This is a genomic window from Accumulibacter sp., from assembly GCF_029255145.1.
In the GTDB taxonomy this organism is placed as follows: domain Bacteria; phylum Pseudomonadota; class Gammaproteobacteria; order Burkholderiales; family Rhodocyclaceae; genus Accumulibacter.
This window is the reverse complement of the sequence record NZ_JAPUVQ010000053.1, coordinates 1-15,360: the sequence shown is the minus strand read 5'-3', so window position 1 is coordinate 15,360 and position 15,360 is coordinate 1. Positions and strand designations below refer to the sequence as shown.

Here is a 15,360-nt window from a genome sequence, read left to right as displayed (position 1 = left end):
CTGCCGCATCAAGCAATTTCGACGTATCGCTACACGCTACGACAAACTCGCCGAGCGTTTCGCTTCCTTCATCGCCCTCGCCGCATCCGTCATTTGGCTCGCTTGAATGTCAACACACTCTAGTTTGCCGTGCACTCCTCGGGTATTCTGTGGCCATCCACTTCGGGGAAATCAATGCATCGGAATCCTGATCGCGCATTGAACATGACGCCAGCCACGAAGCGCGTGCGGCCGCCGGGAAACGGTCGCTGCGACAGCTGCCGTCGGCCCGTTGCGCGGCCAGGCTGGCGGCAGATGACTCGCCGGGCGTCGTCCTCGCTATCGCAGGCGGCTCTTCCATGCTTGCTGGTCGACGCCGGCACGGGCATCGGAGAGCAGGCGTGATACCGGAAACTCTGCTGCCGGTGCTGACCGGCATCGCCTGGCCGGCGGCGATCGCCGTGGCCTGGACGGTCGGCGAGATCGCCTACCGCTGGCTGTCGCTGCCGCGAATCAGCGGTTACGGCGTCACCGGTTTTATCATGGCTGCCAACCAGGGCGGCTTTCTGTCCGACCCGTCGGGTGGGCCGTTCGCGCTGCTGGCGCACTTCGCTTTCGCGCTGATCCTGTTCGAGCTGGGATATCGAATCAACCTGCGCTGGCTGCGCGTCAATCCGTGGCTGGGAGCGAGCAGCGTGCTCGAAGCCGTGAGCACCTTTGCCGCCGTGTTCATCGTGGCCATCCTGTTTGCCGTACCGCTGGTACCGGCGCTGCTGCTGTCGGCGCTGGCGATGTCCACCTCGCCGGCGGCCGTGCTGCGGGTCGCCAACGAACTCCGGAGTGCCGGACAGGTGACCGAGCGCCTGTTGCATCTGACCGCTTTCAATTGCGTTTTTTCGGTCCTTTTTTTCAAGGCGGTGGTCGGTTACTGGGTGCTGTCCAGCGCCGGCAGCGCTTTCGGAGCAGTCTGGAACAGCCTGGTGGTGGTCGCCGTATCGACGGCAATCGGTGGGCTCTTCGGCGTTGCGGTGCCGGCGCTGCTGCGCCCGCTCGGCGACGCCGACCGCAACGCGACCATCGCCTTCGCCGTCGCCACCCTCCTGCTCACGGCGCTGACGCACGCGCTGGCATTCTCGCCGCTGCTGGCGGCGCTGGCCTTCGGCCTGGTCGCCCGGCACCGGCGAGTGATCCTGTCGCAGGCGCAGAGCAACTTCGGCACGCTCGGGGACCTGCTGACCGTGCTGCTGTTCGTTTTCGTCGCCGCTTCGCTAGACTGGCGGCCCGGTCCGACGGGTATCGCGCTGGCGCTGGCGGTGATCACTGTCCGACTGGCGGTCAAGGCGGTGGCGACGACCGTCTTCGCCCGGCTCAGCGGCATTACCTGGCGCAAGGGGGCGCTGACCGGACTGGCGATGACACCGATGTCGGTGCTGGTCATCGTCCTGCTCGAGGAGACGAGCCATCTCAAGCTTTACGCGCTGGACCAGGTCGCCGGCCTCGCGGTGATCGTCGTGCTGCTGGAGGTGATCGGCCCGCTGGTCACCCAGCGCGCTCTGATCTGGGCGGGCGAAACCCGTCAGGTCGAGAACCGCTGACCATGCCGCTCGGCTCCTTCAAGGCCGGCGAAGCATTGACCGTGGGCGTCGAGCTCGAGTTGCAACTGGTCAACTGGACCGATTTCGACCTCTCGGCGTCGGCCAGCGACATCCTGCACCTGCTTGAGGGGAGGCCCTTCCCCGGCGAAGCGAAACTAGAGATCACCGAAAGCATGATCGAGATCGCCACCGACGTGCACCACCATCACGAGCAACTCCTCGGACAGCTGCGCAGCATCCGCGACGCGCTGGTAGTGGCCTGCGACCGTCTCAACGTCGCCGTCTGCGGTGGCGGCACGCACCCGTTTCAGCGCTGGTCCGACCAGCGCATCTCTGCCAAACCCCGTTTCATGCAGCTATCAAGCTTGTACGGCTATCTGGCAAAGCAGTTCACGGTCTTCGGACAACACGTGCACATCGGCTGCGCCAGCGCCAACCAGAGCCTCTACCTGCTGCATGCCCTGAACCGCTACCTGCCGCACTTCATCGCCTTGTCTGCTTCGTCGCCATTTTTCCAGGGAGTTGATACCCGCTTCGACTCGGCGCGGCTGAACTCGGTGTTCGCCTTTCCGCTCAGCGGGCGGGCGCCCCTGATCTTCGAGTGGGATGAATTCGGGCACGATTACTTCGCCAAGATGGAGAAGACCGGGGTGGTCGAGAGCATGAAGGACTTCTATTGGGACATCCGTCCCAAGCCGGAATACGGAACCATCGAGTTGCGTGTCTGTGACACGCCGTTGACGGTCGACCGCGCCGCTGCGCTGGCGGCGTATCTGCAGGCGCTGTGCCGGATGCTGCTGCAAGGCGAGGAACCCGACCCGGTCGAAGACGATTACCTGGTCTATAACTACAACCGCTTCCAGGCTTGCCGCTTCGGACTCGACGGCGTGCTGGTCCATCCGCGCAGCAACCGCAGCCTCTCGCTACGCGACGACATCCTCGCCACGGTAGAGAGGCTGGCGCCGCATGCGGCGGCCCTCGGCAGCGAGGCTGCCCTCGACGAGTTGCAGCAGGAAGTCGTCGCCCAGGGCAATCATGCCAGCTTCCTGCGACAGCAGTTCGTCGAGGTCGGCAGCGTGCAGGGAATGGTCGATGCGGCGGTAACCCTGTTCCGGAAAGGCCGGAGCAAGTGACCGACCACCGCCGTCAACCGCTTCTGCTGCTAGAATCGCCGGTTTCCTCAGGAACACGTTCTCGCTGCCGCCATGCCCACGGATTACCTCGAAAGAATTCTCAACGCGCAGGTCTACGACGTCGCGATCGAAACACCGCTTGACTTTGCTCCGGGCCTGTCGGTGCGTACCGGCAACCGTCTTCTGCTGAAGCGCGAGGACCTGCAGCCGGTCTTTTCGTTCAAGCTGCGCGGCGCCTACAACAAGATCATTCACCTCTCGGCCGACAAGCTGAAGCGTGGCGTGATCTGTGCATCGGCTGGCAACCACGCGCAAGGCGTCGCGCTGGCCGCGGCGAAGGTCGGCTGCCGGGCGGTGATCGTGATGCCGACGACGACGCCGCAGATCAAGATCCAGGCGGTAAGGGCGCGCGGCGGCGAGGTGGTACTCGCCGGCGAGTCCTACGATGACGCCTACGCGCATGCTCTGGAGCTCGAGAAAGCGGAGAAACTGAGCTTCGTGCACCCGTTCGACGATCCCGAAGTTATCGCCGGACAAGGGACGATCGGCATGGAGATCCTGCGCCAGCATGCCAAGCCGATTCACGCCGTGTTCTGCTGCGTCGGTGGCGGCGGGCTGATTTCGGGTGTCGCCGCCTACATCAAGCGGGTCAGGCCGGAGACCAGGATCATTGGCGTCGAAGCCAGCGACGCCGATGCCATGGCGCGCTCGCTGAAAGCAGGACAGCGGGTCCGGCTCGATCACGTCGGACTGTTCGCCGATGGCGCGGCGGTCAAGTACGTTGGCGAGGAGACCTTCAGGCTCTGCCAGATGTACGTCGATGAAATGGTACTGGTCAACACCGACGCCATTTGCGCGGCGATCAAGGACGTCTTCGAGGACACCCGGGCGGTGCTCGAACCGGCTGGCGCGCTGGCCGTGGCCGGGGCCAAGGAGTACGCCAGGGCGCACAAGCTGAAGGACAGGACGCTGGTGGTCATCGCCTCCGGTGCCAACCTAAACTTCGACCGTCTGCGTTTTGTCGCCGAACGCGCCGAACTCGGCGAGCAGCGTGAAGCGGTCTTTGCGGTCACCTTGCCGGAGCAGCCTGGCGCCTACAGGAAATTCGTGTCGCTGATCGGGTCGCGCAACATCACCGAGTTCAACTATCGCTACAGTGACCAGCGTGACGCGCATATCTTCGTTGGCATCCAGGTCGCCTCCCGCGCCGAGTCGATGAAGCTGCTCGAACATCTGCACAAGCACGATTATGCGGCGCTGGACCTGACCGACGACGAAATGGCCAAGGGCCACCTCCGCCACCTGGTCGGTGGGCACTCGCCGAAGCTCGACAACGAGATCCTTTATCGCTTCGAGTTCCCCGAGCGCCCGGGCGCGCTGATGAACTTCCTCAACAGCATGAGCGCCGGCTGGAACATCAGCCTGTTCCATTACCGGAATCATGGCGCAGACTACGGTCGGGTGCTGGTCGGCATGCAGGTACCGCCGAACGAAATGGGCTCCTTCGAGGATTTCCTGAGGAAGCTCGGGTACGCGCACTGGAACGAAAGCAACAACCAGGCCTACAAGCTGTTCCTCGCCTAACCTGGCCTTGCCATCGACCGCACTGACCATCGACCACCCGCGCGCCGGTCCACTCGTGCCGGTGGGCCAGCACACGGCCGTACCACCTGCCGCTTTTCGTGACCAGACCAGTCTGGAAAACCTGCTTCAGAGGAGAGATCAAGAATGCCCATGAATATCGCCAAGGACGTCACCACGCTGATCGGCAATACGCCGCTGGTCCGACTCAACCGCCTTGCAGCCGGCATTGACGGCACCCTCGCCGTCAAACTGGAGTTCTGCAACCCGGCGCACAGCGTCAAGGATCGCATCGCGATGGCGATGATCGATGCCGCGCAGGACGCCGGCAGGATCGGCCCGGCGACGATCGTCCTCGAACCCACCTCGGGGAACACCGGCATCGGCCTGGCGATGGTTTGCGCGGCGCGGGGCATCAAGTGCTGCTTCGTGATGCCGGAAACGATGAGCCGCGAGCGTCGCCTGCTGCTCAAGGCCTACGGTGCCGAACTGGTTCTCACCCCGGGGCCGGACGGAATGGGCGGCGCGATCCGCCGCGCCGAGGAAATGGCCGCCGCCGACGCGCGCTACTTCATCCCGCAACAGTTCGAGAACCCGGCCAATCCCGCCATCCACCGGGCGACCACCGCCGAGGAAGTGTGGCGCGACACCGATGGCCAGGTCGACATCTTCGTCTCGGGAGTCGGCACCGGCGGTACCATCACCGGCGTCGGCGAAGTCCTCAAGGAGAAGAAGCCATCGGTGCAGATCATCGCCGTCGAGCCCGATGCGTCGCCGGTTCTGTCCGGCGGCGCGAAGGGGCCGCATCCGATTCAGGGGATCGGCGCCGGTTTCGTGCCGCGGGTCCTCAACACCGGCATCTACGACGAGGTGCTGCGCGTCACCGCCGACGACGCCTTCGCCATCGCCCGCCGGATGGCGACCGAGGAGGGCCTGCTGGTGGGAATTTCGTCGGGGGCAGCGGTCTGGGCGGCGATGGAAGTCGCCCGCCGGCCGCAGAATGCCGGCAAGCTGACGGTGGTCATCATCCCCTCCTTCGGCGAGCGCTACCTGTCGACCGCGCTATACGCTCATCTCGAGGTCTGAGCGGCGGTCAACAATGGACGGCTTTGACTTCGAGCGGGTACTCGATCGCCGTGGCGGCGATTCGCTCAAGTGGAACAAGTACGCCGGTCGGGACATTCTGCCCCTGTGGGTCGCCGACATGGATTTTGCCGCGCCGCCGGCGATCATTGGCGCGCTCGAGAAACGCGTCGCGCATGGCTGTTTCGGCTACGCCGAACCCTGGCCATCCCTGCACGCTGCAATCGTCGGGCATTTACGGCGCGAGTACGGGTGGCGGGTCGAGAACGACTGGCTGGTGTACCTGCCGGGCCTGGTCAGCGGACTCAACGTCGCCTGTCGGGCGGTCGACGGCGACGTACTGACCGCGACGCCGATCTACCCGCCTTTCCTTTCGGCGCCCCGACTCGCCGGCCGGCAGCTGGCGAGCGCACCGCTGCGCCTGGCCGGCGGCCGCTGGGGCTGGGACTTCGCGGCGCTGGCAGCGGCGCTGACGCCGAGCAGCCGCCTGCTGCTGCTGTGTCATCCGCACAACCCGGTCGGACGCGCCTGGGACGAGGGCGAGCTGGCAGCGGTCGCCGCCTTCTGCAAACGTCATGGGCTGACCGTCTGTTCGGACGAGATCCACTGCGGGCTGTTGCTCGACGAGCACCGCCAGCACCTCCCGCTGGCGATCATCGACGCCGATCTCGCGCAGCGCAGCATCACCCTGATGGCGCCATCGAAAACCTGGAATATCCCCGGTCTGGGCTGCGCCTTCGCGGTCATTCCGGAAGCGTCGCTTCGCCGTCGCTTCACCGCGGCGATGCGTGGCATCGTCCCGCACCCGAATGTCCTTGGCCTGGCGGCAATGGAAGCCGCCTACCGCGACTGCGACGACTGGCGTGCAGCGCTGACCAAGGTCCTGCGCAGCCATCGCGACCGGGTCGCAGCGGTGCTTGCCGACACGCCCGGACTCGCCGTGAACCACGTCGAGGCGACCTACCTGGCATGGATCGATGCGCGCGGTCTGGGCGTCGCCGACCCGGCAGCTTTCTTCGAGGCCGCTGGCGTCGGCCTCTCCAACGGCGCTGATTTCGGCCTCCCGGGCTGGCTGCGGCTCAATTTCGGATGCCCACGGGCAACGCTCGACAGCGCGCTACAGCGCATTCGGGCGGCGTGCTCCCGACCATGAACGCAAGACCAGCCCCTTTGCCGCACGTTGCTTTAGTCCCGCCGCACGCATAGCATGCCAGACTTTGGGCGCCAACATCCGGAGGCATCAGCAAATGGCGTCAGATTCTCCCGTGCATAAGCTGTGGTCTGGGCGGTGGGCAATCCTGATCGGCGTCGGCCTCGCCGCCCTGTCGATTACCGCGTGGGTCAGCAAGTCACTGTCCGACACCACCCAGGAACGGCTTGAGCAGCGCTTTCAGCAGGCGGCCAGCACCCGCGCCGACCTCGTCAGCCGGCGCATTCTCGATCAACTGGACAATCTGACGACGCTGCAGCGCCTGTTCAACAGCGTCGAGACGGTCGACTGGCCGGCTTTCCGGAACTTCGCCGGGCCAATGGTCGGCGATCAGGGTGTGCGCGGTTTTGGCTGGTTGCCGGTGGTCGACGCCGCCGATCGCGCCGCCTTCGAGCGCCGCGGCCGGCAACTGTGGGGGAATCGTTTCGCGATCAGCGAACGCAACGCCGAAGGCTCCGTCGTGGCGACGGAGGACCGCCAGCGTTACTTCCCGGTGCTCTATGCCGTTCCGCTGGCACCGAACTACCTGGCCATCGGCCTTAACCTGCACGCCGCGAGCAACCGCGGCCCGTTGATCGAGCAGGCGATCGATACCGGCCTGCCGGTCAGCAGCGACGTTGGCCCGCTGCTGATCGACTGGCAGCAGGCCAAGACAGTGGTCATCTTTGCGGCGGTCTATCGCGGCGGTGGGATGCCACCGACCCGGGATCTGCGGCGTGCAGCCGTGCGCGGCGTCGTCCTCGCCGTCTTGAGCATCGACCAGATCTTCGACGCCGCCAACGCCGGCGAAAACGAATCAGGCCTGTATGTCTACCTGCTCGACCAGACGCAACCTGAAGACAAACAGCTGATTCGCGCCTGGACGCCAGGGTCGCAGGTAGGCGCTCGGCCGCTGGCAGCGACGACGCTGCGCCACAGCGCCGACGTCGAGGTCGGCCGGCGCGCGTGGTCGGTACAGGTCGAAGCCACCCCAGCCTGGCTGGAAGCCAATGGCTCGCCGACCGTCCGCTACGTGCCGCTGGTCGGGGCGTTGATCACCCTGCTGCTGCTGACGTATCTGCACGCGCTGCTCAGCCGTCGGGCAATGGCCGAGGAACTGGTTCGGCAGCGGACGGCCGACCTGAGCAAGCGGCAGCAATCGTACGAGACCCTGGTCGACAATTTGCCGGCGATCATCAGCCGCCACGATTCCCAGTTGCGCCACCTGTTCACCAACCGTGCCTTCGAGCAATCGCTGGGACTGCCAGCAGGCCGCGTTGTCGGCAAGACCGTGCGGCAGGTCTTCGAGACCTACCCGGGGCTGGACCCGGCCCTGATCGAGCAATGGGAGGCCGCCCTGCATGCGGTCCATCAAAGCGGCACCTCACGACGCATCGAGTTCGGTTTTCCGACCCGGCAAGGGCCACGCTTCTTCGACGGCATCGTGGTCGCCGAAGCGGCAGCACCGGCCGGCGGGCAAACGGCTCTGAGCATCTTTCATGAAGTTACCGAGCGCCACGCGGCCGAAGCCTGGGCCCGCAAGCTGTCGCTGGTCGTCGAGCAGAACCCGGCGACAATCGTCATTACCGACACCGAAGGACGAATCGAGTACGTCAACGACAAGTTCGTCGAAACCACCGGCTATGCCAGGGACGAGGTCATCGGCCAGAGACCAAGCGTTCTCAAATCGGGGAGAACCCCGGTGGAGACCTACGCCACGCTGTGGGCGACGATCAAGGCTGGCCGCAGCTGGCACGGCGAGTTCGAGAACCGGCGCCGCGATGGTTCCCTCTATCAGGAACGGGCGCTGATCGCACCGGTCCTGGATCGCCACGGCAGGACCAGCAACTATGTCGCGATCAAGGAGGACATCACCGAACTGCGGCGGATGATCGACCGCCTGCACGAAAGCGAAAGTCGCTTCCGCGGCGTCGTCTCGGCGATGGCAGAAGGCCTGATGCTGTGGTCGGAAGAAGGCACGCTGCTGTTTGCCAACCGGGCTGCCGAAGAGATTTTTGGCCATTCGCAAGCCGGGGTCCCGGGTGGCGCTCCGGGCGACCCAGGCATCGAGCGACTGCGCGAAGACCAGACGCCGTTTCCGGCCACAGACTGGCCGTGGGTCGTCGCCATCCGCGAGGCATGGGAACTGCGCGAAGTGGTGATGGGCTTGCGCGCGGCCGACGGCAGCCTGCGCTGGATCCTGATCAATGCCTCGCCCTTGTGCACCGGTCATGCGACGCGGCCGAACGCGGCAGTGGCGACCTTTACCGATATCACCGAGCGCAAGGCCGCGCAGCAGCGGGCCGAGTTCCTGGCCCACCACGACCCGCTGACCGGTCTGCCCAACCGCTTGCTGCTGCGCGACCGCGTCGAACAGGCGATGACTCTGGCCAGGCGATCGCACGGCCGCGTCGCTCTGATGTTCCTCGACCTCGACCGCTTCAAGACGATCAACGATTCCCTCGGCCACCCGGTCGGCGACCTGCTGCTGAAGGGCGTGGTCGAGCGGCTGAAGACCTGTGTTCGCGAATCCGACACGATCAGCCGACAGGGCGGCGACGAGTTCGTGATCGTCCTGCGCGACGCACGTGACAGCGAAGCGGTTTCGCGGCTGGCCGACAAGATCCAGCAGCGGATGGCCGAACCCTTCCTGATCGACAAGCACGCCCTGTCGACTTCGTTCTCGATCGGCATCGCCCTTTTCCCGGACGACGATGACGATTTCGACGGTCTGACGCAAAAGGCCGACACGGCGATGTATCACGCCAAGCACGCCGGCCGCAACGCCTACCGCTTCTTTGCCGAACAGATGAACGTGCAGGCAGTCGAGCACCTGCAGCTCGAAACGCGTCTGCGACAGGCGCTCGAGCGGGGCGAGTTCGTCCTCCACTACCAGCCGCAGGCTGACCTGAACTCGGGAGAGATTACCGGCGTCGAGGCCCTGGTGCGCTGGCAGACTCCCGATGACGGACTGGTCGCACCGGCGAAGTTCATTCCGATTGCCGAGGAAACGGGTCTCATTGTGCCACTCGGCAAGTGGGTCATGGGCGAGGCCTGCCGGCAGGCGCGCGCCTGGCAGGATGCCGGACTGCCACCATTTGCCGTGGCGGTCAACCTTTCGGGCCTGCAGTTCCGCCGTGGCGACCTGCTCGAAACGGTGATCAATTCGCTGGTCCTCGCCGATCTGGATTCGGAATGGCTGGAACTCGAACTGACCGAGTCGATCATGATCCAGGACGCCGAGCTTACCCTGGAAACCGCGCGCCGCCTGAAGGCCATCGGCGTCAGGCTGTCGGTCGACGATTTCGGTACCGGCTATTCCAGCCTCGCCTACCTGAAACGCTTCGCCGTGGACAAGCTGACGATCGCCCGACCCTTCGTCCGCGACCTGCTCAGCGATCCAAGCGACGCCGCGATCGTTGGCGCGATCATCCAGATGGCGCATGGTCTCAAGCTGCGAACCATTGCCGAGGGTGTCGAAGACGCGGCGGTCGCCGAACAGCTGCGCCTCTGCGGCTGCGACGAACTGCAAGGGTACTGGTTGGCGCGCCCGATGCCGGCCGATCAGCTGGCGGACTTCGTTCGTGGCCGCCAGGCACCCTAGGGCGAAGGACGGAAGATGCCGGCCTCGGTGACCATCGCGTCGAGCGGCTGGTCGTGCGCCTCGGGGCGGATGCTGTCCAGCCGGGCCAGTTCGAAGCCGACCCCGACCACCAGCGGTCGCGGTGCAAGGCCGGGCAGCGTGCGGTCAAAGTAGCCGCCGCCGTAGCCGATGCGGTAGCCAGCCGGGTCGAAACCGTTTACCGGCAGCAGCAGCGCCTGCGGGGCGAGGAAATCGCCGCTGGCCGGAGTCGGGATGCCATGGCGGTCGACCCGCATCGCGGTCCCGGACGACCAGGCGCGAAAGCGCAGCGCGCTGCTCTCGTTGATCACCACCGGCAGCAGCGCCGTGAACCCCGGATGACGCTCGCTGGCCCACTGGGCGATCAAGGGCCGGAGGTCGGGTTCCTTGTTCACCGGCCAGCAGAACGCCACGCGCATTCCCGAAAATTGCCGAAAGCCGTCCCGCAAGTGCGCGCAGACAATCGCTGAAAGGCGCTCCCACTCGTCGTTCGGCAGGGCCAGCCGGCGCCCTAGCAGCGCCTTGCGGAGCGCTCGTCGTCCGCCGAAGCTGCTGCTGGCGAGACCTTCGGCAGTGATTCCCGGCGTCATTCCGACGGCCATGTGATATGCTCAAGACAAGTTTTCCCGGAAGTCCAGCTTATCATGAAGTTCCGTCACAGCATCCTTTTTGCCCTCGCCGCCTGGTTTCTCGTGCCCATCAGCGCCTTCTCGGTGACTGCAGACGAGCAGTTCCTGGCCGCCCGGGACGCTGCTCGCGCTGGCGACAAGGTCAAGCTCGAACGACTGGCGTCAGCGCTGCAGGGCTACGAACTCGAGGCCTACGTCGACTACTGGCGGCTTCTCCTCGACCTCAAGGAAACCGATCCGGCAACGGTCGGCGCCTTCCTCGAACGGAACCAGAACACCTACGTCGCCGAGAAATTGCGCATCGACTGGCTCCGGCAGGTGGGCAAGCAGCAGCGCTGGGCGGAGTTCGACGCCGAGTACGCAAGGCTGGCACAGCCTGAGCAGAGCCTGGCCTGCTACGCGCTGCAAAGCAGGTTGGCGCGTGGCGACGCAAGCGCGCTTGACGACGCCTTGCCGCTCTGGCTGGCCCTGCTCGAACCGCCGGAACCCTGCTACCCGGTGCTGGAAGCGCTGATCGTCGAAAAACGCGTCCTGGCGAATGCCGTCTGGGCGCGGATCCGCAGCCAGTTTGAAGCCAACAAGATCGCGGCGGCGATGTACAGCATGAACTACCTGCCACCGAGCCAGACACCGGACAAGAAGCTAGCACAAAGCATCGCCGACAAGCCGATGCCCTGGCTGATCAGACTGCCAGGCGATTTCTCGGGCAACCGCCTGCAGCGCGAACTGGCCGTGCTGGCGATCCAGCGCATTGCGCGCAACGACCCGCGCATGGCGGCCGAGCAGCTGCAGCGGATTTCCGGTTCGCTGCAGGCCGGCGAGAAAGGCTGGGCGTGGACGCAGATTGGCCGACAGGCCGCGCAAGGCCACCTGCCGGAGGCAATGGCGTGGTACCGGCAAGCCGGCGACGCGCCGCTTTCCGACGATGCCGCCGAATGGAAGGTGCGGGCGGCGCTGCGGGCGCAGGACTGGGGCGCTGTCCGGTCGACCATCGAGAAGATGCCGCCGGCGCTTGCCGAGCAGTCGGCCTGGGTCTACTGGTTGGGGCGGGCGTATCGCGCCGGCGGCAGGCTTACCGAAGCGGATGCGCTGTTCGCCCGGATCGCCGGCCAGCCAGACTTCTACGGCAATCTGGCGAGCGATGATCTCGGGCGGCCGATCACCACCCCGCCGAAAGCGGCGCCGCCGAGCAAGGCCGAGCTGGCACAGACTCGTGCCAACCCGGGCGTCCAGAGGGCACTGGCCTTCTTTCGCCTCAACCTGCGTTCGGAGGGCGTCCGCGAGTGGAACTTCGCCTTGCGTGGGATGAGCGACCGGGAACTGCTGGCAGCATCGGAGATCGCCCTGCGCGCCGACATCTACGACCGCGCGATTGCCGCCGCCGACCGCACCCGCCAGGAGCACGACTACTCTTTGCGCTACCTGGCGCCGTTTGGCGATCAGGTCCGCCCGGCGGCGCGCGAGCAGGCGCTGGACGATGCCTGGGTCTATGGCCTGATGCGTCAGGAAAGCCGCTTCATCACCAGCGCCAGATCGCACGTCGGCGCTTCCGGTCTGATGCAGCTGATGCCGGCCACCGCCAAGTGGGTAGCCGGCAAGATCGGCCTTAAGGACTTCAACCAGGCCCGGGTCAACGATACCGAAATCAATTTGCTGCTCGGTACCAGCTACATGCGGCTGGTCCTCGAAAGCCTCGACAATCACCCGGTGCTGGCCTCCGCGGCGTACAACGCAGGCCCCGGCCGGGCACGCAAGTGGCGTGCCGAAGCGCCGCTCGAAGGCGCGATCTATACGGAAACCATCCCCTTCAGCGAAACACGCGACTACGTCAAGAAGGTGATGAGCAATTCGGTCTATTACTCGGCGCTGTTCGACGGCAAGCCGCAGACGCTCAAGAGCCGGCTGGGGGTCATCGCTCCGCGTACCGGTGGCGAAGCCAAGGGCGACGATTTGCCTTAAAATGCCTATTTTCAGACACTTTTTCACCGGTAGGACGCCATGGAACTCAAGAACGTACTGTTGATCGGCGGCAGTGGTTTTGTCGGCGGCTGGATTGCCAGCTGCCTCTCGCAACGCGGCATCGGGGTGACCATCGCTACCCGCCACCGCGACAACACCAAGAAACTGATCATGCTGCCGACGGTGAGCATGGTCGAAGCCAACGTTCATGATCCACAGGTCCTCACCGAGCTGATGCGCGGCCATGACGCCGTGATCAATCTGGTCGGCGTCCTCCACGACAAGGATTCGCGCCTGCCCTACGGCAAGGGTTTCGCTGCCGCACACGTCGATCTGCCGAGAACGATCGTTGGGGCAATGAAGGAAAGCGGCGTCACTCGTCTGGTGCACATGAGTGCGCTCAACGCCGCCCTCGATGGGCCGTCCGAATACCTGTGTTCCAAAGGCGAAGGCGAAGCGGTCGTGCGGGCCGCGATGGATCAGCTGGAGATCACGATCTTTCGCCCGTCCGTGATCTTCGGGCCCGACGATGCGTTCCTCAACACCTTTGCCAAATTGCTCAGGACTTTCCCGATTCTGCCGCTTGGCGGTGGCGCGGCGCGCTTCCAGCCGGTCTATGTTGGCGACGTGGCCAGGGTATTCGTCGACTGCCTGACGGTACGCGCCACTTTCGGGCAGACCTACGACCTGTGCGGTCCGCAAGTCTACACGCTGCGCGAACTGGTCGAATACACCGCGCAACTGCTCGGCAAGTCGCGGCGGATCATCGACCTCGGCGACGGTGGCTGGGCCTACCTGCAGGCCGGGCTGTTGTGGCTGCTGCCGAACCCGCCGATGTCGCCGGACAACCTGCGCTCGATGGAAGTTGCCAGCGTCACCGACGGATCGCACAACTATCCGGACTGGCGGCCGACGGCGCTCGAGGCGATTGCTCCCACGTATCTGTCGCCGGCCGGGATCGGACAACTGCGCTTGAACCGTTATCGGCTCCGTGCTGGCCGCTGAGCGAACGCCCAAGCGGCTGGCCGCGGAGCCGTCGCGCTGCCGGTGATGCAGGTCTTTGCGGTCGGCGGCGCGGTCCGCGACGAGTTGCTGGGCTTGCCGGTGAAGGACCGCGATTATGTCGTCGTCGGCGCTTCACCCGACGAGATGCTGGCGCGCGGTTTCCGGCCGGTCGGCAGGGGCTTCCCGGTATTTCTGCACCCGCAGTCGCACGAAGAGTACGCACTGGCGCGCACCGAGCGCAAGACCGCGCCTGGCTACAAGGGATTCGCCTTCAGCGCCACGCCCGAGGTCAGCCTGAGCGACGATCTGGCGCGCCGCGATCTGACAATCAACGCCATTGCGCGCGCTGCCGATGGCTCGCTGATCGATCCCTACCAGGGGGTCGCGGATCTGACCGCCGGCATGCTGCGCCACGTCGGGCCGGCTTTTGTCGAGGATCCGGTGCGCGTTCTGCGCCTGGCGCGGTTCGCGGCGCGCTTCACCAGCTTCACGGTGGCGCCGGAGACGATGGCCCTGATGCGTACGATGGTCGCCAACGGCGAAGTCGATCACCTGGTCGCCGAACGCGTCTGGCAGGAACTCGCCAAGGGGCTGATGGAACAACGACCGTCGCGGATGTTCGCCATTCTCCGGGAGAGCGGCGCGCTGGCCCGGCTGCTACCCGAGCTGGACCGTCTGTACGGCGTACCACAGCGCGCGGACTACCACCCGGAAATCGATACCGGGGTGCATGTGATGATGGTCGTCGACCAGTCTGCGCAGCGCGACTGCCCGCTGCCGGTTCGCTTCGCCGCCCTGCTTCACGACCTCGGCAAGGGGACCACGCCGGACGCCGACCTGCCGCGTCATCCCGGTCACGAGGAGCGCAGCGTCGAGCTGGTCCGCAAGGTCTGTGCGCGCCTCAAGGTCCCGGTCGACTGCCGTGAACTGGCGATCCTGGTGGCGCGTCATCACGGCAACATTCATCGCGGCCCGCAGCTGACCGCGGCGACGATCGTCCGCCTGCTGGAGAGCACCGACGCGCTGCGCCGGCCCGGCCGCTTCGACCAATTGCTGCAGGCCTGCGCATGCGACTTCCATGGTCGTCTCGGCTGGCAGAACGTTCCCTATCCGGCAGCGCCACTTTTTCGCCAGGCTCTTGCGGAGATCCGCCGCGTCGACGTGGCGGCGATAGCGCGCAGCTGCGCCGAACCGGCGAAGATCAGCGCATGCGCGCACCAGGCGCGGGTAGCGGCAGTGGCCAGGATGCTGGACGGGCCGGCGAGTCAAACTTCGTAGCGCGGCGACAACCGATCCCCGCGCCAAAGCCAGCGCTGCGCCCCCGCTGAGTTCTTATCCGGAGCGTGCCCCGGCGAACTCTTGCGAGCCGTCGATGGCCAAGGTGCTTGCCGCGGATCAGGCGGCGCAGCAGCTCGACATGGGCCTGTTCGAGGTGCGCGCCATCGATCTCGCGCAGAAACCGCAAGTTCAGATTTCCTGATCTCGGAGGAAACCCGGTTGGCACTTTAGACGAGGGCGAAGGTCATTCTTGCCCCGGTTTCCGGATGCGGGAAATCTTGCAGGGTGAGTTCCTCGAGGAGCGCGG

The 15,360-nt window shown here is 65.6% G+C and carries 10 protein-coding genes and 1 pseudogene; 10 read left to right on the top strand and 1 reads right to left on the bottom strand.

Features of this window, described 5'->3' with window-relative positions; translation table 11 throughout:
* The 7 genes and pseudogenes from Q1L50_RS05870 to Q1L50_RS05840 all read left to right on the top strand — a co-directional run.
* Positions 1 to 106 (top strand): annotated as a pseudogene (locus Q1L50_RS05870) (IS5/IS1182 family transposase); the annotation flags it as partial.
* 274 nt (positions 107 to 380) lie between these two features.
* On the top strand, positions 381 to 1,574 hold the full coding sequence (locus Q1L50_RS05865; protein ID WP_366145217.1) for a cation:proton antiporter: 1,194 nt from the start codon (positions 381 to 383) through the stop codon (positions 1,572 to 1,574).
* A gap of 2 nt (positions 1,575 to 1,576) precedes the next feature.
* Positions 1,577 to 2,707 (top strand): YbdK family carboxylate-amine ligase, encoded by a 1,131-nt coding sequence (locus tag Q1L50_RS05860; RefSeq protein WP_300336675.1) that lies wholly within the window; start codon positions 1,577 to 1,579, stop codon positions 2,705 to 2,707.
* A 72-nt stretch (positions 2,708 to 2,779) separates the two neighbouring features.
* A complete protein-coding gene (gene ilvA / locus Q1L50_RS05855) occupies positions 2,780 to 4,291 on the top strand; it encodes a threonine ammonia-lyase, biosynthetic (protein ID WP_300336673.1) in 1,512 nt (503 codons plus the stop codon).
* 150 nt (positions 4,292 to 4,441) lie between these two features.
* Complete coding sequence (gene cysK, locus Q1L50_RS05850; protein WP_300336679.1) at positions 4,442 to 5,374, top strand: cysteine synthase A; 933 nt, start codon at positions 4,442 to 4,444, stop codon at positions 5,372 to 5,374.
* Between the two features lie 13 nt (positions 5,375 to 5,387).
* Positions 5,388 to 6,524 carry a PatB family C-S lyase gene (locus tag Q1L50_RS05845; RefSeq protein ID WP_300336671.1) on the top strand — a complete coding sequence of 379 codons (1,137 nt, stop codon included), beginning with the start codon at positions 5,388 to 5,390 and terminating at the stop codon, positions 6,522 to 6,524.
* Positions 6,525 to 6,618: 94 nt separating this feature from the next.
* Positions 6,619 to 10,164, top strand: coding sequence for an EAL domain-containing protein (locus tag Q1L50_RS05840; RefSeq protein WP_300336669.1), 3,546 nt, complete (start codon positions 6,619 to 6,621; stop codon positions 10,162 to 10,164).
* Here Q1L50_RS05840 and Q1L50_RS05835 read toward each other — a convergent pair.
* Positions 10,161 to 10,784, bottom strand: coding sequence for a 5-formyltetrahydrofolate cyclo-ligase (locus Q1L50_RS05835; RefSeq protein WP_300336666.1), 624 nt, complete (start codon positions 10,782 to 10,784; stop codon positions 10,161 to 10,163). The genes Q1L50_RS05840 and Q1L50_RS05835 overlap by 4 nt on opposite strands.
* Before the next feature lie 42 nt (positions 10,785 to 10,826).
* Here Q1L50_RS05835 and Q1L50_RS05830 point away from each other — a divergent pair, with 42 nt between their 5' ends.
* From Q1L50_RS05830 to Q1L50_RS05820, 3 genes are read left to right on the top strand one after another with little or no spacing between them, the layout of a single operon-like run.
* Entirely contained in the window at positions 10,827 to 12,770 is a 1,944-nt protein-coding gene (locus tag Q1L50_RS05830) for a lytic transglycosylase domain-containing protein (RefSeq protein ID WP_300336664.1), read from the top strand.
* Positions 12,771 to 12,809: 39 nt separating this feature from the next.
* Entirely contained in the window at positions 12,810 to 13,775 is a 966-nt protein-coding gene (locus Q1L50_RS05825) for a complex I NDUFA9 subunit family protein (RefSeq protein WP_300336662.1), read from the top strand.
* Between the two features lie 45 nt (positions 13,776 to 13,820).
* On the top strand, positions 13,821 to 15,053 hold the full coding sequence (locus Q1L50_RS05820; RefSeq protein ID WP_300336677.1) for a multifunctional CCA addition/repair protein: 1,233 nt from the start codon (positions 13,821 to 13,823) through the stop codon (positions 15,051 to 15,053).
* The last annotated feature ends 307 nt before the right edge of the window (positions 15,054 to 15,360 follow it).